At 63.4% G+C, this 26,149-nt stretch carries 25 protein-coding genes and 1 pseudogene; 18 read left to right on the top strand and 8 right to left on the bottom strand.

The window, feature by feature from the left end; genetic code table 11:
• Positions 1-23 precede the first annotated feature (23 nt).
• Complete coding sequence (locus E2H86_RS15165) at positions 24-1,118, bottom strand: tartrate dehydrogenase (RefSeq protein WP_133329190.1); 1,095 nt, start codon at positions 1,116-1,118, stop codon at positions 24-26.
• Positions 1,119-1,211: 93 nt separating this feature from the next.
• Here E2H86_RS15165 and E2H86_RS15170 point away from each other — a divergent pair, with 93 nt between their 5' ends.
• A complete protein-coding gene (locus E2H86_RS15170) occupies positions 1,212-2,111 on the top strand; it encodes a LysR substrate-binding domain-containing protein (RefSeq protein ID WP_133329192.1) in 900 nt (299 codons plus the stop codon).
• A gap of 52 nt (positions 2,112-2,163) precedes the next feature.
• Here E2H86_RS15170 and E2H86_RS15175 read toward each other — a convergent pair whose 3' ends face one another.
• From E2H86_RS15175 to E2H86_RS15195, 5 genes are all read right to left on the bottom strand, one after another.
• Positions 2,164-2,769 (bottom strand): GNAT family N-acetyltransferase, encoded by a 606-nt coding sequence (locus E2H86_RS15175; protein WP_133329194.1) that lies wholly within the window; start codon positions 2,767-2,769, stop codon positions 2,164-2,166.
• A 241-nt stretch (positions 2,770-3,010) separates the two neighbouring features.
• Positions 3,011-3,454: a GlcG/HbpS family heme-binding protein gene (locus E2H86_RS15180; RefSeq protein WP_133329196.1), complete on the bottom strand. Its 444-nt coding sequence runs from the start codon at positions 3,452-3,454 to the stop codon at positions 3,011-3,013.
• A 2-nt stretch (positions 3,455-3,456) separates the two neighbouring features.
• Positions 3,457-4,800, bottom strand: a complete 1,344-nt coding sequence (locus E2H86_RS15185; protein WP_133329460.1) for a metal-dependent hydrolase family protein — start codon at positions 4,798-4,800, stop codon at positions 3,457-3,459.
• Between the two features lie 172 nt (positions 4,801-4,972).
• Complete coding sequence (locus E2H86_RS15190) at positions 4,973-6,130, bottom strand: alpha/beta hydrolase family protein (protein ID WP_133329198.1); 1,158 nt, start codon at positions 6,128-6,130, stop codon at positions 4,973-4,975.
• A 181-nt stretch (positions 6,131-6,311) separates the two neighbouring features.
• Positions 6,312-7,250 (bottom strand): LysR family transcriptional regulator, encoded by a 939-nt coding sequence (locus tag E2H86_RS15195; protein WP_133329200.1) that lies wholly within the window; start codon positions 7,248-7,250, stop codon positions 6,312-6,314.
• A 272-nt stretch (positions 7,251-7,522) separates the two neighbouring features.
• On the opposite strand from E2H86_RS15195, the gene E2H86_RS15200 reads away from it, so the two are divergent.
• The 16 genes from E2H86_RS15200 (at position 7,523) to E2H86_RS15275 (ending at position 24,191) form a co-directional block, all read left to right on the top strand.
• Positions 7,523-8,464, top strand: coding sequence for a VOC family protein (locus tag E2H86_RS15200; protein WP_133329202.1), 942 nt, complete (start codon positions 7,523-7,525; stop codon positions 8,462-8,464).
• A gap of 3 nt (positions 8,465-8,467) precedes the next feature.
• The gene (locus E2H86_RS15205) at positions 8,468-8,815 is read left to right on the top strand and encodes a Rieske (2Fe-2S) protein (RefSeq protein WP_133329204.1); all 348 of its coding nucleotides are present in this window, start codon (positions 8,468-8,470) and stop codon (positions 8,813-8,815) included.
• 139 nt (positions 8,816-8,954) lie between these two features.
• Positions 8,955-10,079, top strand: a complete 1,125-nt coding sequence (locus E2H86_RS15210) for an FAD-dependent oxidoreductase (protein ID WP_133329206.1) — start codon at positions 8,955-8,957, stop codon at positions 10,077-10,079.
• Positions 10,080-10,179: 100 nt separating this feature from the next.
• The gene (locus E2H86_RS15215) at positions 10,180-11,850 is read left to right on the top strand and encodes a DUF1302 domain-containing protein (RefSeq protein ID WP_133329208.1); all 1,671 of its coding nucleotides are present in this window, start codon (positions 10,180-10,182) and stop codon (positions 11,848-11,850) included.
• A 14-nt stretch (positions 11,851-11,864) separates the two neighbouring features.
• Positions 11,865-13,232 carry a DUF1329 domain-containing protein gene (locus E2H86_RS15220; RefSeq protein ID WP_133329210.1) on the top strand — a complete coding sequence of 456 codons (1,368 nt, stop codon included), beginning with the start codon at positions 11,865-11,867 and terminating at the stop codon, positions 13,230-13,232.
• A 54-nt stretch (positions 13,233-13,286) separates the two neighbouring features.
• Complete coding sequence (locus tag E2H86_RS15225; protein WP_133329212.1) at positions 13,287-14,348, top strand: WD40/YVTN/BNR-like repeat-containing protein; 1,062 nt, start codon at positions 13,287-13,289, stop codon at positions 14,346-14,348.
• A gap of 3 nt (positions 14,349-14,351) precedes the next feature.
• Positions 14,352-16,850: an efflux RND transporter permease subunit gene (locus E2H86_RS15230; RefSeq protein ID WP_133329214.1), complete on the top strand. Its 2,499-nt coding sequence runs from the start codon at positions 14,352-14,354 to the stop codon at positions 16,848-16,850.
• The gene (locus E2H86_RS15235) at positions 16,840-18,030 is read left to right on the top strand and encodes an MFS transporter (RefSeq protein WP_133329216.1); all 1,191 of its coding nucleotides are present in this window, start codon (positions 16,840-16,842) and stop codon (positions 18,028-18,030) included. The genes E2H86_RS15230 and E2H86_RS15235 overlap by 11 nt, the downstream gene beginning before the upstream one ends.
• On the top strand, positions 18,027-18,800 hold the full coding sequence (locus E2H86_RS15240; protein WP_133329218.1) for an SDR family NAD(P)-dependent oxidoreductase: 774 nt from the start codon (positions 18,027-18,029) through the stop codon (positions 18,798-18,800). Before E2H86_RS15235 ends, E2H86_RS15240 begins: the two co-directional genes overlap by 4 nt.
• 11 nt (positions 18,801-18,811) lie before the next feature.
• Complete coding sequence (locus E2H86_RS15245; protein WP_133329220.1) at positions 18,812-19,384, top strand: cupin domain-containing protein; 573 nt, start codon at positions 18,812-18,814, stop codon at positions 19,382-19,384.
• A complete protein-coding gene (locus tag E2H86_RS15250; protein ID WP_133329222.1) occupies positions 19,381-20,373 on the top strand; it encodes a fumarylacetoacetate hydrolase family protein in 993 nt (330 codons plus the stop codon). Before E2H86_RS15245 ends, E2H86_RS15250 begins: the two co-directional genes overlap by 4 nt.
• Positions 20,364-21,350 (top strand): NAD-dependent epimerase/dehydratase family protein, encoded by a 987-nt coding sequence (locus E2H86_RS15255; RefSeq protein WP_133329224.1) that lies wholly within the window; start codon positions 20,364-20,366, stop codon positions 21,348-21,350. The genes E2H86_RS15250 and E2H86_RS15255 overlap by 10 nt, the downstream gene beginning before the upstream one ends.
• Entirely contained in the window at positions 21,347-22,144 is a 798-nt protein-coding gene (locus E2H86_RS15260; RefSeq protein WP_133329226.1) for a cyclase family protein, read from the top strand. The genes E2H86_RS15255 and E2H86_RS15260 overlap by 4 nt, the downstream gene beginning before the upstream one ends.
• 173 nt (positions 22,145-22,317) lie before the next feature.
• Positions 22,318-22,845, top strand: a complete 528-nt coding sequence (locus E2H86_RS15265; protein WP_133329228.1) for a DUF3455 domain-containing protein — start codon at positions 22,318-22,320, stop codon at positions 22,843-22,845.
• A 102-nt stretch (positions 22,846-22,947) separates the two neighbouring features.
• On the top strand, positions 22,948-23,496 hold the full coding sequence (locus E2H86_RS15270; RefSeq protein ID WP_133329230.1) for a sigma-70 family RNA polymerase sigma factor: 549 nt from the start codon (positions 22,948-22,950) through the stop codon (positions 23,494-23,496).
• Entirely contained in the window at positions 23,493-24,191 is a 699-nt protein-coding gene (locus E2H86_RS15275) for an anti-sigma factor (RefSeq protein WP_133329232.1), read from the top strand. The genes E2H86_RS15270 and E2H86_RS15275 overlap by 4 nt, the downstream gene beginning before the upstream one ends.
• A gap of 51 nt (positions 24,192-24,242) precedes the next feature.
• Here E2H86_RS15275 and E2H86_RS26450 read toward each other — a convergent pair.
• Positions 24,243-24,944, bottom strand: a pseudogene (locus E2H86_RS26450) (methyl-accepting chemotaxis protein); the annotation flags it as partial.
• On the opposite strand from E2H86_RS26450, the gene E2H86_RS15285 reads away from it, so the two are divergent.
• Complete coding sequence (locus tag E2H86_RS15285) at positions 24,912-25,124, top strand: hypothetical protein (protein ID WP_243744063.1); 213 nt, start codon at positions 24,912-24,914, stop codon at positions 25,122-25,124. The pseudogene E2H86_RS26450 and the gene E2H86_RS15285 overlap by 33 nt on opposite strands.
• On the opposite strand, the gene E2H86_RS15290 is transcribed toward E2H86_RS15285, so the two are convergent.
• Positions 25,121-26,035 carry a LysR family transcriptional regulator gene (locus tag E2H86_RS15290; RefSeq protein ID WP_133329234.1) on the bottom strand — a complete coding sequence of 305 codons (915 nt, stop codon included), beginning with the start codon at positions 26,033-26,035 and terminating at the stop codon, positions 25,121-25,123. The genes E2H86_RS15285 and E2H86_RS15290 overlap by 4 nt on opposite strands.
• Between the last annotated feature and the right edge of the window lie 114 nt (positions 26,036-26,149).

Raw genomic sequence — 26,149 nt, forward strand, 5'->3', positions numbered from 1 at the left:
GCCGGTTTCAAGCTCGATAGCGCTCAGTCGAGGCGGGCCAGCGTGTCGCTGATGGCGGCTCCGACCTGCTGGGTGGACAGTTTGCCGCCCATGTCAGGGGTGACCGAACCCTCGGCAATCACACGTTCGATGGCCTTGAGCATGTCATCGTGGGCGCGTTGGTAGCGCTCATCGCCCTGGCCCAGAAACTCCAGCATCATCGCGCCGGACCAGATCATCGCGATCGGGTTGGCAATGTTCTTGCCAAAGATGTCCGGCGCAGAACCATGCACCGGCTCGAACAGTGATGGGAAGTTGCGCTCGGGGTTCAAGTTGGCTGACGGGGCGATGCCGATGGTGCCTGCACAGGCCGGCCCGAGGTCCGACAGGATGTCGCCGAACAGGTTGGAGGCCACTACCACATCGAAGCGATCCGGCTGCAACACGAAACGTGCGCAGAGGATGTCGATGTGCTGCTTGTCCCAGGTGACCTGAGGGTACTGAGCGGCCATAGCTTCGGTGCGTTTGTCCCAGTAGGGCATGCTGATGGCCATGCCGTTGGACTTGGTGGCCGAGGTCACGTGCTTGCGCTCTCGCTGTTCGGCCAGTTCGAAGGCGTACTTGAGAATCCGATCGACGCCACGACGGGTGAAGATCGACTCTTGAATGACGAATTCGTTGTCAGTGTTCTCGAACATGATGCCACCGACGGACGAATACTCGCCTTCGGTGTTTTCCCGCACTACCACGAAGTCGATGTCGCCGACCTTGCGGTTGGCCAGGGCGCACGGTACACCCGGGAACAGGCGCACCGGGCGGATGTTCACGTACTGGTCGAACTCGCGACGGAACTTGAGCAGCGAGCCCCACAGGGAGATGTGGTCAGGCACCTTGTCCGGCCAGCCGACGGCACCGAAGTAGATGGCGTCGTATGGCTTGAGTTGCTCGGCCCAGTCGTCGGGCATCATCTTGCCGTGTTGCAGGTAGTAGTCGCAGCTGGCCCATTCAAAGGTGTCGAACTGCAGTGCCAGATCGTGTTTGCGCGCTGCGGTTTCCAGCACTCGGATGCCCTCTGGCAGGACTTCGAGGCCGATACCGTCCCCAGGGATGGCGGCGATGCGGAAGGGAGGTCGGGTCATGGACAGGTGCTCGGGTCGATGAAGGAAGCACTAGGCTAATCCTATTCATTTCGGACAAAATCAGCTCTCCCGTGGAAACTTGGTTTCTGATCCGTGAATAATCTCCCTAGCCTGCACGACCTGAAGGTATTCCTGCTGGTCACCCGTCGCTTCAGCTTCACGGCCGCTGCAGACGAACTGGGCATGTCTCCCGCGTTCGTCAGCAAGCGCATTCGTGCCCTGGAGCGAGACCTGAATCTGCGTCTGTTGCATCGCTCCACCCGCAGCGTGACGCTGACCGATGACGGTGAGCGGGTCAGCCGCTGGGCGCAGCAGTTGCTCTATCAGGTCAGCCAGCTGGGTGATGAGATCGATGCCTTGCATGGCGAACCCAAAGGCCTGCTGAGAGTGGTGAGCAGCCCCGGTCTGGGACGGCGCATGGTGGCTCCGGCCTTGGCGGAGTTGGCCGTGCGTTACCCCGGCCTGGACATTCGCCTCGATGTGCAGGACCGCTTGCTCGACCTGGCGGAAGAGGGCGTTGATCTGGACATCCGGGTCGGTAACGACCTCGCGCCCCATGTCATCGCCAAGCCGCTGGCAAAGAACCACCGGGTGCTGTGCGCCAGCCCCGAGTACTTGCGAGCCCATGGCACACCCGCATCATTGACGGATCTCGGGTACCACGATTGCCTTGTGATCAAGGAACGCGATCATCCCTTTGGCGTGTGGAACCTGACGGGGCCCAGAGGGGCGGAGACGGTGAAGGTCGCGGGCAGCCTGTCCACCAACAATGGCGAGATCGCCCGCCAGTGGTGCCTGGATGGTCGTGGGATATTGCTGCGTTCGATGTGGGACATCAAAGAAGACTTGCAGTCGCAACGGCTGGTTCAGGTGCTCGGTGAGTACCGACAGCCGGCAGACATCTGGGCCGTGCACACCTCGCCGTTGCTCAATTCGGCGAAGGTGAAAGTGACGGTGGAGTTTCTCGGTGAGTATTTTCGGGGGCGTTGTTAGCTGGATCTTTGCCGCCAAGCGCACCCCTGGGCCTAGTTCGCAGGCACGATAATCACGTGTTCTCGAGCAGGTTGTGAGTAGGGCGATACATCAAATAGGCTTCACCGGTTACGCCCAGCATCGGGTGCGGCACGATCTGGCAGGTTTTAACAGTCTGAAAACCGTGCCGTTCGTAGAAGCGGCGTGCACCGTGGTTTTCCGCGTAATCGATCAGGCACAGCCCATCGAGCCCAGCGTCATCGGCGCGCTGCTGGGCGTGATGCAGAAACTGGACGCCCAGCCCCTGGTTCCGCCAAGCCTCATCCAGCGCCAAGCTGGATATGTACAAGGTATCGGGTATTTCCATGTCGGCATAAGGCGCGAGGACCGGGTCGGTCTCCACCGGTCTGTCCTCGACCGCGCGCAAGGCGTAGCTATGCATCATGCCGATGACGCGCCCTTCGAAAGTGGCCATCAGGCAGTTTTTGTAAGAAAAGTCGCCCTGTTCCCTGGCATAGCGAGAGGTACCGACACTGAGCAATGTCTCTCCGGGGGCGGCGAGCTTGCTCCATATGTAATCGGCCATGCCTTCCGATGTCACTTGGAAGAAACGCGCGATGTCTTGCGCGTCCGAGGCTTGGGCGGGTCTGAAATCGATAGGCACGAGCAGTGCTCCCATGGCGGGTGTTGTCAGCTTTTTTCTGGTTTACGCCTTTGACAGGGAGGCAGGGTAGGCGGTCTATCGGGGCGGCAGCATGCTCTACGCGACACGATCCGAACGGTGTGCGACAACAGAGCAGGTCGTTCCAGACCAGGTATCTCGGTAGAAGATACCGACCATCGAAACATACTCAGCTGGCGACCGATCCAGCCTTGGCCTGGCTCCGCCAACCGCTGACGGAGCAGGCCAAGCTGCTGGTTCAGGACTGAGGATCGCCGGTATCGCCGATCAGTCCGACTGCCTCAATGGCCAGCAGGGCGCAGCGCTCGTCGTTGTCCGAGGTGTCTCCGCTGACGCCGATGGCGCCCAGCAAACGGCCTTCTGCATCTCGCAAGAGAATACCTCCCGCGACCGGAATCACCTGGCCATCTGTGAGGCTGTTGATGGCACCGAAGAACGCAGGCATGGCCTGTGCCCGGCGCGCCATTTCGCGACCACCGACGCCCATGCCCAGGCAACCACGGGCCTTGCCGGTGGCAATCTGCGGGCGTAGAAAGCTCGCCAGTTCGTCGCGCAGTACCGCCAGCGGATGACCGGCGCTGTCAAGAACTGCAACCGCCAAGGGTTTCAGGCCCTGTACTCGGGCTTGGCGCAGTGTTGTGCCGGCCAGATTTGCAGCCAGTTCGAAGTCCAGGGTTGGCATGTTCAAAGGCTCCATTTGCCGAGTTCCGCTACACGATCGCGGGTGTACAGATCGGTCCATTTCAGCGAGTTGAAATCCGATACCTGCTTGGGGTTGTAGGCGGTACGTTGCAGGCGCACCGGCTCCCCGGCCTTGTACACCGCCTGCAGGCGGTTGCGGTCCTGGAGGATGCGGATATCGTCCAAGGGCGAGCCGTCGAGTACCAGCAGGTCGGCCTGTTTGCCCGGCGCCAGGCTGCCGAGCGTCTCGCCGCGCGGCATCAGGCGGGCGCCGACATTGGTCGCGGCGAACAGTGCTTCGGCTGGCGTGAAGTCCAGGCGCTGGACCAGCAGCTCCAGTTCGCGAGCATGCCATTCGCCGTAGGGGGTGACGGCAAAGCCGCTGTCGCTGCCGCAGGCAAACGGCACGCCGGCAGCCTTGGCGCGCTTGAGCACCGGGGTGCCGAGCTCCAAGGTACGGGCGCAGTAGCCAGCATAGCCGGTGCTGATCGCCGGGTCGTGGGGCTGACAGAAGTCCACGGTGTTCTGCGGGAAAGTCATGGTTGGGGCCAGCACGCTACCGGCCTCGAGCAGCGCCTCGATGCAGGCGTCATCCATGTAGAAGGCATGGAACACCAGGTCGACACCGGCCTTGGCGGCGTACATCACCGCTTCCCGACCATAGGCGTGGGTCGCCACACGGCAGCCTAGGCGGTGGGCTTCATCGACCATCTCGCGGGTTTCGTCGGCAGTGAAGGCGGCGATGATTTCCCCGTTTGGGCGACGGTAGGTGCCATCCATGGCGATCTTGATCAAGTCGACGCCGTCCTTGGCCTGCTTGCGGATTTGCGCGATGGCTTCGGTGCGACTGGTGACCAGTGCGGCGGTGAAATATTCCGGCGCACCGACGCGACTGGGGAACCAGTCGTTGAGGCTTTGCCGGTTGGTGATCACGCGGCTGCTGGCGGCGATGCGCGGGCCCTCGAACAGACCGGCGTTGACCGTATTGCGCACGGCAATGCTGAGTTGGCCGCTATCACCAGGGCACACCATCGAGGTCACCCCGGCGGCGAGCACGTGCTGGGCGAAGAACAACCCACGCAAGGCGCGGAATTCATCGCTGGTCCAGATGTCGATGTCTTCCTCACTCTGGGCATTACCGAACGCCAGGTGAGTGTGCACGTCTACCAGCCCGGGCATGACGAAGTTGGCCTGGACCTCGCGCTCGCCTTGCCGTGGGCGGGGGGCTTCGGCAGTCGGGCCGACATGGCGGATCAGGCCACCTTCGATGATCAGGGTCTGATGCTGGCGGGGATGCAGGCTGGTGCCATCGAACAGCGTTGAACAATGCAGATGCAGGGCGCCCATGGTGTGATTCTCCTCGTCTCGTTGTTTGCCCCAGGCTACGTCCTGGGCACTGTCGAGCTCCAACAGACACCGTCGATGGCCGGGCATCGATACCATCGATACCTGTCTCGGTGGGGCATCTGAAAAGTAACGGCGCCAGTCGGCGCCGTCCGATGTGTGATCTGTTACCGGATCAGGCAGTGCGGCCACCGAGGGTCTCGGCGACCCAGTCGGCGATGTAGTGCCCAGCATTGATGCTGTTGTCGAAGCTTGAGTGCTGCACGCCACCCTCGCGGTCGGTGAAGATCTTCAGTTCACGTTTTGGGCTGTTGACCAGTTGCTCGTAGGTGCGGTGCGCCCATTTCAGCGGAATCTGCGAATCCTGCTCGCCGTGGGTGACCAGGAACGGCACGCGGATCCGATCCAGGATGCCATCGAGGTGTACGTTCTCGGCAATGCGCATGAAGTCATCCATATCCTGTGCGCCCCAGACCCAGCGTACGTGCGCCCAGTAGTGCGGTACCGGGAAGTTGCCTTCCTTTTCCAGCCGGCGTTTCTGCACGTCGCGCCAGTCATGGTTGGCGCCCCATACCACGCCGCACGCGAAGCGCGGCTCGAAGGCCACCGCCCGTGGGCAGTAATAGCCACCCAAGGATACGCCCTCCATGCCGATGCGCTTGGGATCGACCTCGGCGCGGGTTTCCAGCCAGTCGACCACACGACTGGCCCAGTGCTCACTGTCGTAACGTGCAGCCAGACCTTGCAGGCGCAGTGCTTCGCCGGTACCGGGCTGATCAATGATCAGCGACGAGATGCCGCGCTTGGCCAGCCATGCAGGCAGGCCGACGCGGTATTTCATCTCCTTGGTGGAGTCCAGGCCATTGACTTGCAACAGCAGTGGTGCCGGGCCGCTCACACCTTCGGCGCGTACCAGCAATCCGGAAAGGTGCTTGCCCTCGTACGGTATCTCCACCCGCTCGCAGTTTTCCTTGGCCAGGTCGATGCCACGGGCGAAGGTTTCGAGAAACCGTTGGTACAACGCCTCGCGACCTGGCGCGCCGTGGGCTTGCAGGCGTTCGCAGGTGAGGTAGTAGGTGGCGGCGCGGTTGTACTTCTCGCCAGCGGAAAGGTGCCGGCCGGCGGCAGTGTCTTCCTCTGCCAGGGCGCACAGCTTGTCGGCCATGGACGACCAGGTTTCGCGGAAGGCCTGGGTACCGGCAGCGTCGGGCTGCTGGGCGGCTTCCTGCAGTGGGGCGCACATTTGCTCGATCTCGCCCATGCGGGCGCCCATTTCGATGGCGAGATCCACCGAGAGGTTCCAAACGTAGTTGGTGGGGAAGTAACGGAACATTCTTGTTGTCCTTCTGCGGTCGTTGAGTCCGACGCCCTCGAAATGCGGCAGGCACGCAAGGCGCGGTACGAAGGCAAGGTACGCAGGCAGGGCAGGGTGGGGCCAATCGTGATCGGGGATGCGAGGTATCGCCAAACGCGATGCCCCAGCGGCAAGGCGCAGGCCGGGGCGATGGGACGGCTCAGGCGCTGGCGCGCAATGCCTCCGTTTGCCGGTCGGCACGCTGGATGAAGTCGCTGATACGCTCGCGCAGCCAACGGTGCATGGGGTCGCCATCCATGCTGCGGTGCCAGAGCATGAACTCGCGCATTACCGGGATCTTCACCGGCGGCGGCAGGATGCGCAGGGGCAGGTAGCCGGCGTACAGCTCGGCCAGGCGGCGGTGCATGGTGGCGATCCGTGCGGTGCCTACCAGCAACTGGGGCAAGGTGTTGAAATCGTTGGTGATCACTTCCAGGCGGCGGTTGAAACCGTACTGGTTCATGAACCAGTCCTCGATGCTGAGATGGCGGTTGCGGCCGAAGCCCACCGAGATATGCCCCATTTGCATGTACTGCTCCAAGGTCAACTGCTCGCCGAGTTCGGGGTTGTCGCGCCAGACCACGCAGACATGGTCTTCCTCGAACAGCAATTGCGCCGGGTGGCCGTCGATGACGTAGCGCTCGGGCACGATCATCATGTCGACCTCGCCGCGCATCAGCAGCTCGGCGCTGCCGTCGCCGGGGCTGATCATCTCGAAGGTGATGTGCGGCGCCTGCTGGTGGATCTTCTGGATCACCTGGGCGAACAGCACGCTGATCAGGTAGTCCGAGGTCACCAGGCGGAAGTGGCGCTTGCTGCTGGCCGGCTCGAATACCGGCTTGGCGGTGATCGAGGAGCGGATGGTCAGCAGCACCTCGCGCACTGGTTTGGCCAGCTCCAGAGCATAAGGCGTGGGCTGCATCTTGCGCCCGACCTGCACCAGCAGCTCGTCCTCGAAGAAGGTGCGTAAACGGCCGAGCACGCCGCTGGTGGCCGATTGGGTCATGTGCAGGCGTTCGGCGGCGCGGGTGATGTTCTGCTCCTCGAGCAGGATGTCCAGGGCAACCAGCAGGTTCAGATCCAGATGATGAAAGCGCATGGCGATAGCTCTCGACTCTTGTAGTTATTTTCGCGATACCTTCCCGCTGCATTGCGGATACGTCAATACCTCGCTCCGCTCCAGAGAACCAACGCCAGGCGCCATGGGCCTGCGCACAGGTATCGCGATTGCCGATGCCTCGCATCCGGACTCGCGATTGGTCACCTCGCCCTGGCACCTAGCAACCTGTATCCAGTCGAACGGCCGCTGCGCCTCGACCCACTACCGGTGACCCTGCCTCGCCGAATAACAATTTCAATGGAGTGGTAGCCATGAACATTCTTGGTCTCGACGCGCTGGTGTTCGGCGTCGACGATATCCAGGCCTGTGCCGATTGCCTGCGTGACTACGGTCTCACGGCGGTTCAACTGGACGCCGACGGCGGCCGTTTCGAAGCGCTGGACGGCACCTCGATCATCATTCGCCGTGGCGACGACGCTGGCTTGCCGCCTGCCCTTGGCCCGACTCCATCGCTGCGCGAAACGGTCTACGGTGTCGCGGAAGCGGCCGATCTGGATGCCATCGCTGACGAGCTCGGCCGTGATCGCGAAGTGTGTCGCGATGCCGATGGCGCGTTGCACACCTTCGATGACCTCGGTTTTGCCATCGCCTTCCAAGTGACCTGCCGCCGAACCTTCGAAGCGCCGGCCGACCTTACCAACGCACCGGGCAGCGCGCCGCAGCGCCCACTCAACCAGCTCGGTATCAGCCCGGACATGCCGGCACTGCCACGGACCTTGTCCCACGTGGTGTACTTCGTTCCCGACGCGGCTAAAGGCGAAGCCTTCTACCGCGACCGCCTGGGCTTCGTCACCACCGACACCTTCATCGGTGTCGGTCCGTTCATGCGCAGCGCCGCCATGGACGACCATCACTGCCTGTTCATGATCCAGACGCCCCCGCACATGCAGGGCTGCGAGCACTTCACCTTCCACATGGGTAGCGGCACCGAGGTGCTGCTGGCCGGCACGCGCTTCCAGCAGAGCGGCTGGACCAGCTTCTGGGGCCCTGGCCGCCACCTGCTGGGTTCCAACTGGTTCTGGTACTTCAACAGTCCGTTGGGCTGCCACATCGAGTACGACGCCGACATGGACAAGCACGACGATGAATGGGCAGCCCGTCAAGCGCCGATGTCGGCCGACAACTCGCAGTTGTTCCTGTTCACCTCGCGGGAGAAGTGGGCACCAGGCGGCCCGCCGCCGAAGCAGGGTTGAAAGATGGGGTGGGTGGCGCTGTGCCGGCTGAATGAGTTGAGCGAAGGCCGGGCGCTGGGCTTCGATCCGCAGGGCAGGGGCGCGGACAGCTTGTTCGCTCTTCGCTACCGCGACCAGGTACGGGTCTACCGCAACCTTTGTCCACATCTGCTGGTGCCGTTGGAGTATCGCAAGGACCGCTTTCTCAGCGCCGACGGCCAGTGGATCGTCTGCTATGCCCACGGTGCGCGCTTCAGGCCAGAAGACGGCACCTGCGTCCACGGCCCGTGTCGCGGCGAGGTGTTGCAGGCCTTGGATCATCACCAAGCGGACGGCTGGCTGCTATTGCCGTTGGCGCAGCTCGACGGCTGACCTATCGCGCCGCGCGATAGGTCGCATCCCGCGACGCGATTGGTCAAAGCCCGGCACAGACGGGAAGCTGTGCCCAGGCACAAAGAACGGCCGCCCTGCAGGACTGGGCGGACAACAAGAACAAGACGTGAGACATGCCATGAACAATGTGAACAACGTGCTGATCGTAGGCGGCGGGATTGGTGGGCTGTGCGCCGCTATCGCCCTGCGCCGCAAAGGCATCGCGGTCGACCTGGTCGAGCTGAAGACCGAATGGACCGTCTACGGCGTCGGCATCATCCAGCAGAGCAACGTGGTGCGCGAAATGCACCGCCTGGGCCTGCTCGAAGCCTACCTCGACGCAGCCTATGCCTTCGAGGACGTGGCCATCTACACCACCGAAGGGCAGCAGTTGGCGCGTATCCCCGGCCAGCGCCTGGCTGGTCCGCAGTACCCGGCCAACGTCGGTATTTCGCGTCGCGCCCTGCACAAGGTGCTTAGCGAAACCGCCATCGAGCTCGGCACCCAGGTGCGCCTGGGGACCTCGATTGAGCGTTTCGAGCAGGACGCAGGCGGCGTGGACGTGTTGTTCAGCGACGGTAGCCAGGGCCGCTACGGGTTGGTGGTCGGCGCCGACGGGTTGTTCTCCAAGGTCCGCGGCTTGCTGTTCGGCGACCGCTACCAGCCGCGCTTCACCGGGCAGTCGGTGTGGCGCTACAACTTCCCTCGGGCTGTCGGCATCGACCACCTGGCCAATTATCAGGGCCCGTCGGGTAATGCCGGCCTGGTGCCGCTGGCGTCTGACCTGATGTACCTGTTCACCACTTCCCACGAGCCCGGCAACCCATGGATGGAGCCCGCCACTCTGGCGGCTGGCCTGCGCCAGCGCCTAGCCGGTTTTGGTGGGCTGATCGGTGAGTTGCGCGAACACATCACTGACAGCGCCGAGGTCGTCTACAAGCCGCTGGAGGCGGTGTTCGTCGACGAGGCCTGGTATCGCGGTCGCGTGCTGCTCATCGGTGATGCGGCCCATGCCACCACACCGCATCTAGGGCAGGGCGCCGGCATGGCCATCGAGGACGCTGTGGTGTTGGCCGAGGAGCTCACCTGCGGTGACAGTCTGGATGCGCAATTGCAGCGCTTCATGGAGCGGCGCTTCGAACGCTGCAAGTTCATCAGCGAGATGTCACTGCTGGCAGGCGAGAAGGAGGTCCAGCGCGATCCGTCCTTCGACCGCATCGGCCTAGTCAAGCAGATGCTGGAGGTTACCGCCCGCCCGATCTGATTGCCCGTACCCGGTGCGCGCTGCCTTGCCGGCGCGCCGGCCAGTACGCCCTCACCAACCGCCAACACCGACGCACAAGAACAAGAAAGAGGAAACCCCGATGTTGACTCGCAAAGGTGCAATTGCACGGCCGTCGCCTGTGCTCAAACCCATCAGCCTCGCGCTTGTGGCGCTGGCTGCAAGCCAGGCCCAGGCCTTCGAATTCGACACCGGCAACCCCGACCTGCGGGTGCGCTGGGACAATACCTTGAAATACAGCGCCGCCTGGCGAACCCAGGACGCCAGCAGCAAGCTAACCGAAGGGCAGGCCGCGCTGAACCTGGATGACGGTGACCGCAACTTCGACAAGGGGCTGATCTCCAATCGCCTCGACCTGCTGTCCGAGCTGGACATCACCTACGACAACATCGGTGCCCGCGTCAGCGGCGCGGCCTGGTACGACGATGTCTACAACCAAGGCTCCGACAACAATGATCCCGGCCGCGCCAACAGCTATTCGGTCGACTACGACGAATTCACTGATGACACGCGCAAGCTGCACGGGCGCAAGGGCGAACTGCTCGACGCGTTCATCTTCGGCAAGACCGAGATCGGCGACATGCCGGTATCCGGCCGCCTGGGTCGCTATGCCATGCAGTGGGGCGAGAGCTTGTTCTACGGCATGAACGGCATTGCCGGTGGCATGGCGCCGGTGGATGTGGTCAAGGGCCTGTCGGTCCCCAACACTCAATTCAAGGAACTGATTCGGCCAGTGCAGCAGATTTCCGGCCAACTGCAACTGACGCCCGACGTGTCGATCGGCGCCTACTACCAGTTCGAATGGGAAGCCAACCGCCTGCCGGCCGCTGGCAGCTACTTCTCCACCGACGATTTCTTCGGCGACGGTGCCGAGCGCATGTTCGTCGGTGCGCCGGTGTTTCCCGGCGGCCAGCCGCTGGCGTTCTTCCATGGCAACGACAAGGAGGCCAAGGACTCGGGGCAGGGCGGTGTGCAATTGCGCTGGCGTAGCGAAACTGTCGACTGGGGCGTGTATGCCATTCGCTTTCATGACAAGTCGCCGCAACTCAACGTGCGCCCGGATTTCGCCAACCTCGACCCGGTCAGTGGCAAGGCCGGCGAGTTCTACTGGGTCTACCCCGAAGGCATCGAAGCGCTCGGAGCCAGCTTCTCCACCACGCTGGGCAACTTCAATCTTGCGGGCGAGCTGTCCACGCGTTGGAACCAGCCACTGGCCTCCACCAACCAGCATTCGTTGGCCGCGGGCGAGGCGATAGACAACGACGACAACCCGGTCTACGCCACGGGACGCACCTTGCACGCCAACTTCTCGTGGCTCGCCAGCCTGGAGCCGAACTTCATTGCCGCCGAATCGAGCTTCCTCGGCGAGATCGCGTGGAACCGGGTGATGAGGGTGAGCAAGAACGCCGATGCCGTCGACCCCAACGCCGACCGTGATGCCACCAGCCTGCGCCTGGTGTTCGAGCCCATGTACCGACAGATCCTGCCGGGTCTCGACCTGTCGGTGCCGATCGGTGCGAGCTACACCAACGGCGCCTCGATGGCGCTGGGCACCGGCTTTGGCACGGACCACGGCGGCGACCTGAACGTCGGGCTCAAGGGCAATTACCTGAACACCTGGAGCCTGGGCCTGACCTACACGCACTACTACGGCCCGGAGAACACCTTCCTCGACGCCGACAACCATTACACCTTCGAACAGTCGCTCAAAGACCGCGACTTCATCGCCTTCACCGTCAGCCGCACTTTCTGACCGAGGATCTTCCGATGAAACACAACAAAAAAGTCGTTTCCTTGCTTACTGCCTTGAGTGCCTCGTTGTTGTTCGCCCATGGCGCCCATGCGGCGGTGTCCGCCGAGCAGGCTGCCACCCTCAAGACCACCCTGACCCCGCTTGGCGGCGAGCGCGCCGGCAATGCCGACGGCAGCATCCCTGCCTGGACCGGTGGCTACACCAAGGCCGATCCGACCTACAAAGACGGTGGCAAACGCGGCGACCCTTTCGCCAGCGAGAAGCCATTGCTGACCATCACCGCGCAGAACATGGCGCAGTACGCTGACAAGTTGACCCCAGGCATCCAGGCGATGCTGAAGAAGTACCCAGAGAGCTATCGCCTAGACGTCTACCCGACCCACCGTAGCGCGGCCGCGCCGCAGTCTGTGTACGACGCCACATTCGCCAACGCCACCAGTGGCAAGCTGGTGGACGGTTCTGCCGGGCCTATGCCTGAAGGGGCGGCCGGGGGCATTCCGTTCCCGATCCCGGCCAACGGTGTGGAGGCTATGTGGAACCACCTGTTGCGCTGGCGGGGGGCGTCCTGGCACGCCAGTTTCAACCAGTACCTGACGACCGCAGACGGCAAGCACGTACTCACCAACGATTCGCGTGCCGACCTGCAAATGCCCTGGTACCTGCCCGGAGGCGTTGGCGATAAAGGTGTGTTCTGGTCCATTCGCATGACCAACGATGGCCCACCACTGCGAGCAGGGGAAGCCATCACTGGCCTGGAGAACCTCAACGCGGATAAGGCCGCGGTCTGGACCTACCTGCCCGGTCAGCGCCGGGTACGTCGCCTGCCCAACGCCTGTTGCGACACGCCGACGCCGGCTACCGCGGGGGTCATGAGCTTCGACGAGCTGTACGTGTTCAACGGCCGCCTCGACCGCTTCGACTGGAAACTGCTGGGCAAGAAGGAGATGTACATCCCCTACAACGCCAACAAAGTGTTCACCGCCGCAAACGCAGAGGCGTTGCTCGATCCGCACCACCTGAACCCAGCGTCCATCCGTTGGGAACTACACCGCGTCTGGGTGGTGCAGGCGTCGCTGAAGAACGGCCAGCGTCATGTGATGCCACGCAGCACCTATTACCTCGACGAAGACACCTGGGCCGCCGTGCTGGGTGAGCGCTACGACGCCCGCGACCAACTGGCCAAGGTGGTCTGGACCTCACCGGTGGTACTACCGGACCTGCCGGGCGTGGTGACCCTGACCAACGGCTTCTACGACCTGCTCTCCGGTGCCTGGTTCGCCGGTGACTTGTTTGCCGGCAAGAACGAGCAGTACCGCATCGTGCCGCCCTACAAGGACTCGGTGTTCACCGCCGACGCCATGGCGGGTGAGGGTGTGCGCTGAGCCTGCGCAGCGTGGCGCGGTTGTACCGACTACAAGAACAAAAGGTTGCGTGCGATGAACAAGATGCTCTACGGCTGGCTGCTGGCCGCCTGTTGCGGGCTGCCTCCGGCTTTCGCCGGCAGCAGTGTGGATGTGCTCTCCAAACCCGCGGTGCATGGCCCCCAGGCCCTGCGCGCGGTGTTGCAGGATGTGGCCCGGGCCGGTTCGCGCCTGGTCTCGGTGGGCGAGCGTGGTGTGGTGCTGCTCTCCGATGACAATGGCGCAACCTGGCGCCAAGCCAAGGCCGTGCCGGTGAGCGTCAGCCTGACGGCCGTGCAGTTCGTCGACGAACTGCACGGATGGGCGGTCGGCCACGCCGGCGTGGTGCTGCGCAGCGAGGACGGTGGCGAGCATTGGACCTTGCAGCTAGACGGCAAGCGCGCCGCAGTCCTGGAGTTGCAGGCCGCCGAGGTGTCCACCGATGCCCGGCGCGTGGCAGCTGCGCAACGATTGCTGGCCGATGGCGCGGACAAGCCGCTGCTGGCGTTGAGCTTCGCCGATGAGCGTCATGGCCTGGTCGTGGGGGCCTACGGGCTGGCCATGAGCACAGCCGACGGCGGGCGCACCTGGCAGTCCGGCATGGGCCAGTTGCCGAATCGGCGTGGGCTGCATCTGTACGCGTTGGCACGCCAGGGCGCCAATCTGTATGTCGTCGGCGAACAGGGCCTTCTGCTGCGCTCGGGCGATGGCGGGGGCCACTTCGAGGCGCTGCAGGGGCCCTACGACGGCAGTTACTTCGCCGCCACCGTGTTGCCCAGCGGGCGGTTGCTGGTCGGCGGATTGCGGGGTTCCTTGTTCGCCTCCGATGATCATGGCCAGAGTTTCCAGGCACTGGCCAATCCGCTACCGGCATCGCTCAACGGCATGCGCGTCGCCGGCGGCCAACTGCTGCTCGTCAACCAGGCGGGAATGTTGCTGCGCAGTGGCCTGGACGCCTATGCCGCGCAGCCCATATCGGTCTCCGATGGTTTACCGCTGACTGCCGCCACCCTTGCGGCCGACGGCGCCATCGTCGCCGTCGGCATGGCCGGCGCACGCCGCCTGGCGGCTTCCTCTCCCACCAACACGACGGACTGAGCCATGCACGCCATGAATTCACCTGAGCCGTCCAGCGGCCGCCTCGATGACTTCGACAGCACGTCCGGCTCGTTGCTGGAGCGTGCACTATTCAACCACCGAGCGCTGGTGTTGCTGCTATGCCTGGCGGTGACGCTGCTGCTTGGCTGGCAGGCCTCACGGCTGACCCTCAACGCCAGCTTCGAGAAGACGATCCCGCGCGATCATCCGTACATCCACAACTACCTGGAGCACCGCCAGGAACTCGCCGGCCTGGGTAACGCGGTGCGCATCGTCGTGGCCAATCCGAACGGCAGCATCTACGACCAGGGCTACCTGCACAGCCTGCAGCAGCTCAACGATGCGGTGTACCTGTTGCCAGGCGTCGACCGTACGGCAATGAAGTCGCTGTGGACCCCATCCACCCGCTGGACCGGAGTGACCGAGGAGGGCCTGGAGGGCGGCCCGGTGATTCCCGATGGCTACGATGGTGCTGCCGCGAGTCTCGATGCGCTCAAGCGCAACGTCGAGCGGTCCAACGAGATCGGCCAACTGGTGGCCTTCGACCAGCGCTCCAGCATCATCTATGTGCCGCTGCTGGAGAAGACCCCGGATGGCCAGGCCTTGGACTACACCGCCTTCGCCCATGAACTGGAAAGCCTGCGCGAGCGCTTCCAGAGCCAGGGCGTGCAGATCCACATCACCGGCTTTGCCAAGGTGGTGGGCGACCTGATCGACGGGCTGCGGCAGATCCTGTTGTTCTTCGCTGCCGCCATCGCCATCACCGCCGTGGTGTTGTACTGGTACACCCGCTGCGTACGCAGTACCGCGCTGGTGGTGGTGTGCTCGCTGGTAGCGGTGATCTGGCAGCTCGGCCTGCTGCCGCTGCTGGGCTACGAGCTTGACCCCTATTCGGTGCTGGTGCCGTTCCTGGTGTTTGCCATAGGCATGAGCCATGGCGCGCAGAAGATGAACGGCATCATGCAGGACATCGGCCGTGGCATGCATCGCCTGGTGGCGGCGCGTGTCACCTTCCGTCGCCTGTTCCTGGCTGGGCTCACCGCACTGTTGTGCGATGCCGTGGGCTTTGCCGTGCTGATGATCATCCAGATCCAGGTGATCCAGGACTTGGCGGTGATCGCCAGCCTCGGCGTGGCGGTGCTGATTTTTACCAATTTGATCCTGCTGCCGGTGCTGCTCTCTTACGTCGGTGTCAGTGCCCGTGCAGCGCGGCGCAGCCTGCGCGCCGAAGAGGCCGAAGCCAGTGGTGCGCGCAAACATGCGTTATGGCGGTTTCTCGACGCGTTCACCCAGCGTCGCTGGGCTGCCTCATGCATCGCCTTGGCTGCGTTGATGGCAGTCGGTGGCTATGTCGTAAGCCAGCAGCTGAAGGTCGGCGACCTCGACGCCGGTGCCCCTGAGCTGCGTGCCGATTCGCGCTACAACCGCGACAACGCCTTCGTCACCCAGCACTACGGCGCCAGTAGCGATGTGTTCGCAGTCATGGTGCGTACCGAGCCTGGTGGTTGTTCGGCCTATGAAACGCTCAAGCAGGTGGATGACCTGGATTGGCAACTGCGTGGCCTGCAGGGGGTGGATTCGACCAACTCGCTGGCACTGCTCAATCGCCGGGTGTTGGTCGGGCTCTCCGAAGGTAATCCGAAGTGGTACGAGCTGGTCAACAACCAGGCGACCTTGAATATGGTCACCGCCAATGCCCCGCGAGGATTGTACAACGACGATTGCAGCCTGTTGACACTCTACGCCTACCTCACTGACCACAAGGCCGACACTCTGGCGCGGGTGGTGGATAGCGTGCAGGGCTTTGCCCAAGCCAACAACAGCGAGCAGGCCAGTTTCCTGATGGCCGCTGGCAGTGCGGGCATCGAGGCCGCCACCAACCAAGTGGTGAAGCAGGCCAATCGCGACATGCTCTGGTGGGTGTATGGCGCGGTGATCCTGCTCTGCCTGGTGACCTTCCGTTCCTGGCGCGCGGTACTTTGCGCGGTGCTGCCGCTGGTGCTGACCTCAATCCTTTGCGAAGCGCTGATGGTCGCGCTCGGCATTGGCGTGAAGGTCGCGACCCTGCCGGTGATCGCCCTGGGGGTCGGCATCGGTGTGGACTACGCGCTGTACGTGATGAGTATCGTGTTGGCCCAGCTGCGCCAAGGGGCGAGCCTGTCCCAGGCCTATTACCGCGCCCTGCTGTTCACCGGCAAGGTGGTGATGCTGACCGGTGTCACGCTGGCCATTGGCGTCGGTACCTGGATCTTCTCGCCGATCAAGTTCCAGGCCGACATGGGCGTGCTGCTGGCCTTCATGTTTGTCTGGAACATGGTCGGTGCGCTGATCCTGCTGCCGTCACTGGCCTACTTCCTCTTGCCGCAACGTCAGACCAGCACCGAGCCGCAGCCGAATGTGTCGGCCCATCAATTCAAGCCCGGGCAGCGGGAAGAAGGGGCTGGGCTGATGGAGCCAGGCGCCGGCTTTCGCCGCCTCGAGGAGGTGAGCCATGGCCGTTGAACGCATCGCCGGACGCCTCCAGGGCACGCTGCTGTTGTTCGGCAGCTGCCTGCCCGTGCTGGGTGCGGTGCTCATCGCACCGGTACTTCCACGCATGCACACGCATTTTGCCGATACGCCGGGCGTCGCCGTACTGGTGCCGGTGGCGCTGACACTGCCGGCGCTGGTAATTGCCTTGTTGGCGCCGTTGGTCGGGGTGCTCGCTGACCGTGTCGGGCGTCGACCACTGTTGCTGGCGAGCCTGCTGCTGTACAGCTTGTGCGGACTGCTGCCGCTGTGGCTGGAGTCGCTGCCCATGATCGTCGTCAGCCGCGGCGGCATCGGCCTGGCTGAAGCGGGGATCATGACCTGCTGCACGACGTTGATGGGCGATTATTTCGACGGCCAGCGTCGAGCGCGATTGTTCGCCCTGCAGATGGTGGTGACATCGTTGTCGGCGGCGCTGTTCATGGGCGTAGGCGGCGCGCTGGGCGAAAGCGGCTGGCGCTTCCCCTTCGTGCTCTATGCCGTGGGTTTACTGTGCCTGCCGCTCATGGCCGCCGTGCTGTGGGAGCCTGCTGCCGGACACAGCGCGAGCGAACAGACAGCGCGATCACGTTTTCCGTGGGCGGCCCTGGCGCCGTTGTACCTGCTCAGCGCACTGGCCGGCATCAGTCTGTTCATCGTCCCGGTACAAGCAGGTTACCTGCTGCAACTCCTGCATGTTGACGCGCCGCGACAAGTCGGCTTGACCATGGGGGCCAACCAACTGGGCGTGCTGGCTGGCGCATTGGCTTCCCATCTGCTGTCGCGACTGGCGACCTGCCGCCTGTTGGCCTTGGGTTTTGCCACGGCTGGGGTCGGTGGTGGCTTGATGGCTTTGGCCGGTGGTCATGCAGCGGTGGTTGTGGCAGTGCTCATCAATGGTTTGGGTGTCGGCCTGTTGTTACCGACGCTGATCACCCTGGTGATGCGGCAAGTCGGCTTCGAGCAGCGTGGCCGCGCCACCGGCGGATTTACCGCGGCAATCTTCGCTGGAGAGTTCTTCAGCCCGCTGCTGGTGCTGGCGCTGACGGCAGGTGCGGCTGCGCAGCTGCCTCACGCGCTGTTGCTCATCGCCATCGGGCAACTGTTAATGGCGCCGGTGTGTCTGGTGATGATGCGTCGCACGCGGGCTGCCGCGGTGGCAGGTGCGCAATGAGCGAACTGTTGTCACTGACGGGCAAGACTGCACTCATCACCGGCGCCACCCGCGGTATTGGCCTGGCCATCGCCCGTGAGTATGGGCATGCCGGTGCGCGCATTGCCATCAGCAGCGAGAGTGCCGACGGCTGCAAGGAGGCCGTGGCGCAACTGGCGCTGGAAGGCATCGAGTCCATCGCCCTGGTCGCCGATCTGCGCGACCCCGAGGCGGTACAAGGCCTGGCCAGTCGCTGCCTGGATCATTTCGGGCATCTCGATGCCTTGGTGTGCAATGCCGGTGTCGCCCCCCACATGGGGCCATTGGCCACGGCCAGCGATGCCGACTGGGACCTGACCTTCACGGTCAACCTGCGCAGCGCCTTGTGGCTGACCAACGCACTGCTCCCAACCATGGCCGAGAGTGGCGGCGGTAGCGTGGTGCTGATGGCCAGCATCGCCAGTGTGCGTGGCAACAAGGGGCTGGGCCTGTATGGACTGTCCAAGGCTGGCCTTGCACAGCTGGCGCGCAACCTGGCGGTGGAGTGGGGGCCAGCGAACATTCGCGTCAATGCCATCAGTCCAGGCGTCATCCACACCGAGTTCGCTCGCCCTCTGACCGACAACCCGCAGGTACTGGAGCGGCGCTTGGCCCTGACACCCCTGCGGCGGGTCGGTCGCCCCGAAGAAGTTGCAGCCCTAGCCTTGCTGCTGGCAGCACCGGGTGGTGCCTTCATCACGGGACAGAATCTTATTGTCGACGGTGGCACGACCATCGGCGACGGCAACTGAAAGGAGACAACATGCAACCGCTTCCTGCATTCAAACGTGTCGTGACCGGCCACAATGCCGAGGGCCAGGCGGTCATCGCCAGTTGCGGTCCGACGCCGAACAACTTCCCCCTCGTGGCGGTCCCCGGCACCCTGTTCTATGAGGTCTGGAACAGTGTCGAGAGCCCCGCCCTGCTGGACAACGGCGATGATCCGACATCGCAGCCGCTGCAATTGAGCCCAGCCGCGATGGGCAGCGTGATCCGAGTGGTGGACATTCCACCGGACAGCGTACAGAACCATGTCAGTGCCGAGGAGGCGGCGGCTGTGTTCGCCGAGATCGGTCAGGTCAGTGCAGGCACAGGCAAGGCCGATTCGAAACACAAGCTGATGCACCGCACCCAGACCCTGGACTATGGCATCGTCACCGAAGGCGAGGTCTGGCTGGTGCTGGACGATGGCGAAGTCCACCTCAAACGCGGTGACATCGTAGTCCAGCGCGGTACCAATCATGCCTGGAGCAACCGCAGCGAGCAGATGGCACGGATGGTCTTCATCCTGCTTGATGGACGTTATGCCGACGACCTCAAGGAGCTATTGCCATGAAGTTTGCCACGCTCAATGACGGTAGCCGCGATGGCCGCCTGCTGGTGGTGGCCCGAGATCTCAGGCGAGCAGTCGATGCCAGCGACATCGCCGCTAACTTGCAAGCTTCGTTGGAAAACTGGCCCCGAGTCGAAGCCCGTCTACAGCTACGCTATCAGCAGCTCAACGACGGCACCGCTACGGGCGCCTTCGATCTCGACCTGACTCGGCTTGCCGCGCCTCTGCCGCGAGCCAGCCAATGGCTGGATGGCTCCTGCTTTCTCAGCCATGGCGAATTGATGCAAAAAGCCTTCAACCTCGACCCCATCGAGGGTGTCGAGCACACGCCGCTGATCTACCAAGGCGCCAGTGACGATTTTCTCGGACCATGCGCGGATATCCCCTTACCCAGCGAAGCGCACGGCATAGACTTTGAAGGCGAGTTTGCTGTGTTGCTCGATGACGTCCCCATGGGCTGCCCAGCGGAGCATGCATTGCAGCATGTGCGCCTGGTGCTGCAACTCAATGACGTCAGCCTGCGTGCCCTGGCCCCAAGGGAAATGAAGACTGGTTTTGGTTTTCTCCAGGCCAAGCCGGCGACCAGTTTCGCGCCGGTGGCGGTTACCCCGGATGAACTTGGCGAAGCATGGCGCGAGGGGCGGGTACACCTGCCGCTGCAGGTGGAGTGGAACGGAGACTGGTTTGGCAGCCCCCATGGGGGAGCCATGCATTTCGGCTTTCACCAGTTGATCGCGCATGCGGCACTGACGCGGCGTTTAAGTGCCGGTACGCTGATCGGCTCTGGAACCGTGTCCAATGCCGATCCTAGTGTGGGCTCGGCGTGTATTGCCGAGCGTCGCGCCATTGAGACCATCGCCTCTGGCGCCCCCCGCACGGCCTTCATGCGCTTTGGTGATCGTGTCCGCATGGAGGCCCGTGATCACCGTGGTGGAGTGCTGTTCGGTGCCATCGACCAGCGGGTGGTGCAAGGAGGCGGGCGATGCGCGTGATGATCACCGGCGCCAACGGCTTCGTCGGCCAACAGCTGGTGCGGAGCCTGTTGGACAGGGGACAACTGCGTGGACAGCGCATCGAGGCATTGCTGGTGCTGGACCAGGCACTCGATGGCTTGCCTGAGGATACGCGCCTTCGCCGCCATACCGGCAGTATCACCGACGCGGCCTTGCTACGCCGGATACTGGCAGACGGTGTCGACGTGGTGTTCCATCTGGTCAGTGTGCCGGGAGGCGCGGCCGAGGTGCAGTACGAACTGGGTTACCAAGTGAATCTGCAAGCCAGCCTGGAGTTGCTCGACCAGCTACGCAATTCTCATTGTCCGCCGGTGCTCGTGTACGCCAGCAGCGTAGCGGTCTATGGCGGTGAGCTGCCGTTGCGCATGGATGAAGCCCAACCGGCGTTCCCACAGCTTTCCTATGCGGCGCACAAACGCATGGTCGAAATCGCCTTGCAGGACTTGTCCCGTCGTGGCGAGGTGGACGGTCGTGCCCTGCGCCTGCCAGGCATCGTCGCACGGCCACGCGAGCCGAACGGTTTGCGTTCGGCGTTCATGAGTGATCTTTTGCATGCCTATGCGGCAGGGGACGCCTATACCTGTCCGGTGTCGCCTGAAGCACGTGCTTGGTGGATGTCAGCCTGCTGCTGTGTGGACAACCTGCTGCTTGCTGCCGAACTGGAAGACCCAGGCAACCAACGCATCTGGCAGTTGCCTGTGTTGCATCTTTCCATCGCCCAGGTGCTGACAGGGCTGGCGGCCAGTTTTGGCGAAGCCAACGGTGCGCGCATCACCTTCGACCCGGACCCCCAATTGGAAGCACTGTTCGGTCGCTACCCACCACTGCGAACCTCCCATTCCCGCGCGCTTGGCTTCGCCCACGACGGATCGGTCGCCGCGCTGCTGCGCAATGCCCTTGACCTGCCGCCGCGATCCAGCATCCGTGCAGCCCATCGAAGAGGAGTTCTGGTATGAAGTTGAATTCACGGCGTTTGCTCGATCTGTCTGTCACCTTGGACAACAACCCCTATACGGATCCACCACCCTTGCTACCCAAGATCGACTACATGGATCACCAGCAGGGCTGGCCGGAGATGGCTGCGATGTTTCCCGGCCTACGCAAGGAAGATCTGCCAGGCGATGAGTCCTGGGCAGCAGAACGCCTTCAGATTACCACCCACAGCGGTACGCATATGGACGCGCCCTGGCATTATGCGTCCACCACTGACGGCGGCAAGCCGGCCTTCGGCATCGACGAACTACCACTGGAGTGGTGTCTGCAGCCGGGTGTGAAACTGGACTTGCGCCACCTGCCCGATGGCCATGTCGTCACGGCGGCAGAGGTCGAGGCAGAATTGACGCGCATTGGGCATGAACTGCAGCCGCTGGACATCGTCCTGGTGAATACCCGTGCGGGCAAACTGTTCGGCCAGCCTGGTTATCTGGAAGCCGGGGTGGGTATGGGCCGTGAGGCGACGCTCTACCTGCTGGAGCGGGGGGTGAGGGTGGTCGGAACCGATGCCTGGAGCTGGGATGCGCCTTTCAAGTACACCCGTGAGCGTTTCAAGGAAACAGGGGATGCCTCGATCATCTGGGAAGGGCACAAGGCTGGGCGGGATATCGGTTATGGGCAGATGGAGAAACTGGCTAACCTGGAGCTCCTGCCCAATCGTGGGTTCCTGGTCAGTTGCTTCCCCTACAAGATTCGACGCGCCTCAGCGGGTTTTGTGCGAGCGGTGGCGATCCTGGAGGAGCCGACCGATAGTTGAACAGGCGTCAGCAGGCATTAGGTCTGAAGGGCAGCTTTGGGTCGTTAGCGGTCGGTCCTGATGGGCGAAACCAGTTTTTTACCCATTCAGTGCATCCAGTCCGGCCGTTGGTGGGTATTGCTTATGGGCGGCCTGTGACTGCCCAGCCAAATGACCTGTCAGGAGCACCACCCATGAGCCTCAAACCCACCGTCTGCCTGCTCGCCTGTTGCCTCGCCCTGGCGCTGCAACCCGCTCACGCCCAAACCGCACTGCCAGATGCGGTCAAGGTCCCCGATGGTCATCGCGTCTTGCTCGAGACCGTCGGCGTCGGCGAGATCACCTACGAGTGCCGCGACAAGGCCAACACCCCCGGCCAGACCGAATGGACCTTCGTAGGCCCCAAGGCCGCGCTCAATGACCGTGCCGGTAGGCAGGTGGGCGACTACTTCGGCCCACCCGCCACCTGGCAGGCCAAGGATGGATCAAAAGTCACCGGTACCCAGGTGGCGGTGGCACCTGCAGACAAGGGCGCTATACCTTATCAACTGGTCAAGGCCAACATGGCCGAAGGCGAGGGCGCCATGCAGGGCGTCAGCTACATCCAGCGCCTGGCCACCCGTGGCGGCGTGGCGCCGGCAAGCGACTGTACGGCGCAGAACAAAGGTGCTAGGCAGTTCGTCAAGTATCAGGCCGACTATGTGTTCTGGACAGCCAAGTAAGACGCACTTGAGCAGACACCTTGCAATCTTCATCTATGCTCGTTGGCAAGCCCCCGGCTGGATGGCCGGGGAACCTTGCATGACACAAGGAAGCTGCACACGTTGAACTCGCCTGTCGCCCCCTTCGACTTCCACCGCTGCCTGGAGGCCTGCGCACAGGGTGACCGGCGTGCCCTGCAGGCGCTTTACGACCACGAAGGCGCGCGCCTGTTGGGCGTTGCCCGGCGCATCGCGCGTGACGACGCCAGCGCAGAAGACATCGTCCACGATGCCTTTATCCGTATCTGGACCCGCTCCGCCAGCTTCGACCCCGCACGCGGCTCTGCGCGCGGCTGGATCTACAGCATCACCCGACACCTGGCACTGAATTCGGTCCGCGATTCACGCCGTGAAACCGTACTGGACGAAGCCGATATGGATACGACGCCCACATTGCACGGGGGATTCGATGACGTTGACCTCTGGTCAGGGTCGGCGAAGATCTACCGTTGCCTTGAAAAGCTGCAGCCTGCACCACAGCGTTGCATCCTGCACGCCTATGTGGACGGCTGCAGCCACGCCGAAATCGCCGGGCTGCTGGGGGCGCCATTGGGCACCGTCAAAGCTTGGATCAAGCGCAGCCTCAAGGCATTGCGGGAGTGCCTGGAATGAAGCCGGATACTGCCGAGGAACTGGACAGCCTCGCCGGCGAGTTCGTGCTGGGAACCCTGTCGCCACAGCAACACGCCACAGTGACCGAGCGCCTGGTCAGCGACTCGGCTTTGCGCGCCGCAGTGAATGCCTGGGAAGCACGTTTGCTGGAGCTGACCGCGCTGGCTGCGCCACAACCACCAAGCGCCCGCCTGTGGGGCCGCATCCAGCGCAGCCTGAATGAACTGGCCGCACCTGCCGCGCAACAGCGAGTTAGATGGTGGCGACGCCTCGGCCTGTGGCAAGGGCTGAGTGCAGCGGGGCTGGCTGCAAGCGCGGTCCTGGCGTTCACATTGCTTACTGCGCCTCCGCCGCCCACCCAATTCGTGGTGGTATTGGTGGCGCCGAACAGCCAAACCGCCGGCTGGGTGGTGCAGACCAGCGATAGCCGCATGATTGAGCTGATCCCGCTTGGCCGGGATGCTGTCCCCGAAGGCATGGCCCTTCAGTTCTGGACCAAGGGCGAACAGTGGCAAGCACCGGTTTCATTGGGCCTGGTCAAACCTGGGGAGCTCTATCGTGTTCCGCTAGAGAGCCTGCCACCGCTAGAGGCCAATCAATTGTTCGAACTGACACTGGAGAAATCTGGCGGTTCGCCTACCGGCCTGCCTACGGGGCCGGTGAAGTTCATTGGCCGCGCGGTAAAAGTGATCTGACTGCTTTAGGGGCGATGGTGTCCGCGTATTTTCAAGCGGACGCGATCACCCCTAGCTGTCGATCATCTGTGCCGCTTGCTGGGTCGCCTTGCTGGTACGTGTGGCTAGCTTGCGCACTTCGTCTGCGACCACGGCAAAACCACGGCCGGCTTCACCTGCGCGTGCTGCTTCGATGGCGGCGTTCAACGCCAGCAGGTTGGTCTGGCTGGCGATACCTTGGATGGTGGCGACGATGTGGGTGAGTTTGCCAAGGGTATCCTGCATTACCTGATGCTGTTGCGCCTGTGCCTCGCGGATGGTGCTTTCTTCATGGCGGGCATGGATGTCAGTTATAGCCCCTACTACCCGCAACGGCGCGCCATCCTGACCACGGCGTGTTTGCCCACGGCCGCGGAACCAGCGATAGGCGCCGCTCTGGTGCCGAAGCCGGTACTCCACATCGAACGGGGTGTTGCCGCTGCGATCGTCGACATGGGCGATAAACGCAGCAATGGCACCGGCGCTGTCGTCGGGGTGCAGGCGTGAGGTCCAGCTTTCCAAGGTGTTGGGGAATTCCTCGACGGTGTTGCAACCAAGCAGCCTGCGCATCTGCGACGACCACCAGATGGTGTTGCTCGGGTTGGCCGGGTCGCCGGCCACCACCTCGATATCCCACAGGCCGTCGTGGAGCATCTCGCGGGAAATGTCGAAACGTTCAGCGGTCAGTTGCAGCTCCTGGATATGCAACTGCTGCTCATGGATGTCTCGCAGCGCCTGCCCCGCATCGGCGACATCACCGCGCTGGTGCTGGACGAAGCACGGCCCGGTGTTATCCCTCTGCGGCAGATGATTGGCCAGGCGGCCAGTTCAGTGGCTCTGCTGGAAGGTGAGCGGATTTCCCAGCGCTACTCCAGCACCATCATCTCCGCTTTCAGAATGCCCGACGACGCCTAAAGACTCTCAGGGTCGCCGAAGAACATCTGAATCCTCGACCGCAACCACCGTTCCGCCGGATCATTATCCTGCGCCCCCCGCCACGCCATGTGCAGTTCGAAACTGCGCACCTCGATCGGTAGGTCCTCGGCCCGCAAGCCTCCTGCCGCGGTCAGGACGTCCGCGGTGTAGTCGGGTACCGTGGCGACGATGTCCGTCCCCGCCAACAAGCTCCCCAACCCGTTGAATTGCGGCACCGCAAGCACCACGTGGCGCTTGCGGCCGATTTCTTCGAGCGCTTCGTCGATGAACCCGGACAAGTCCCCGGCGAACGACACCAGCGCATGGGGGCGGGCGCAGAAGTCGTCGAGGCTGATGCTGCCCGGCATGCTGTCGGCGCGCAGCAACTTGGGCCGACTGCGCCGCAATATCTTGCGCTTGGCATTGGCCGGCAGGTCGTTGGTGTAGCTGACGCCGACCGAGATCTCGCCCGAGGCCAGCAGGGTCGGCATCAGCAGATAGTTGACCCGACGCACCACCAGCACGATCCCCGGCGCCTCGGCGCGGATGCGCTTGAGCAGTTGCGGCAGCAGGGCGAATTCGGTGTCGTCCGACAGGCCAATGCGAAATACCGCGTTGCTGGTAGCCGGGTCGAACTCGGCGGCACGGCTGACTGCGGTGGAAATCGAGTCCAGCGCCGGCGACAGCAGGGCGAAGATCTCGTGAGCCCGGGCCGACGGCTCCATGCTGCGGCCGGTGCGCACGAACAGCGGGTCGTCGAACAGGTTGCGCAGGCGCGACAAGGCCGCGCTGATCGCCGGTTGGCCGAGGAACAGCTTTTCCGCGGCGCGGGTCACGCTGCGCTCATGCATCAGGGTTTCGAACACGATCAGCAGGTTGAGGTCTACGCGACGCAGGTCGTTTCGATTCATCGGTGCGCTTCGCCTAAAGTGGGGCAGGGGTGAATCTTAAGGCCAAAGGCTGCTACCCTGCACCGGTTTCTGGGCATCGATGCGATCAGGTGCCCAATCGATCAGAAGCATGTC

Origin of the sequence: Pseudomonas putida, assembly GCF_004357765.1 — a bacterium.
GTDB lineage: Bacteria > Pseudomonadota > Gammaproteobacteria > Pseudomonadales > Pseudomonadaceae > Aquipseudomonas > Aquipseudomonas putida_U.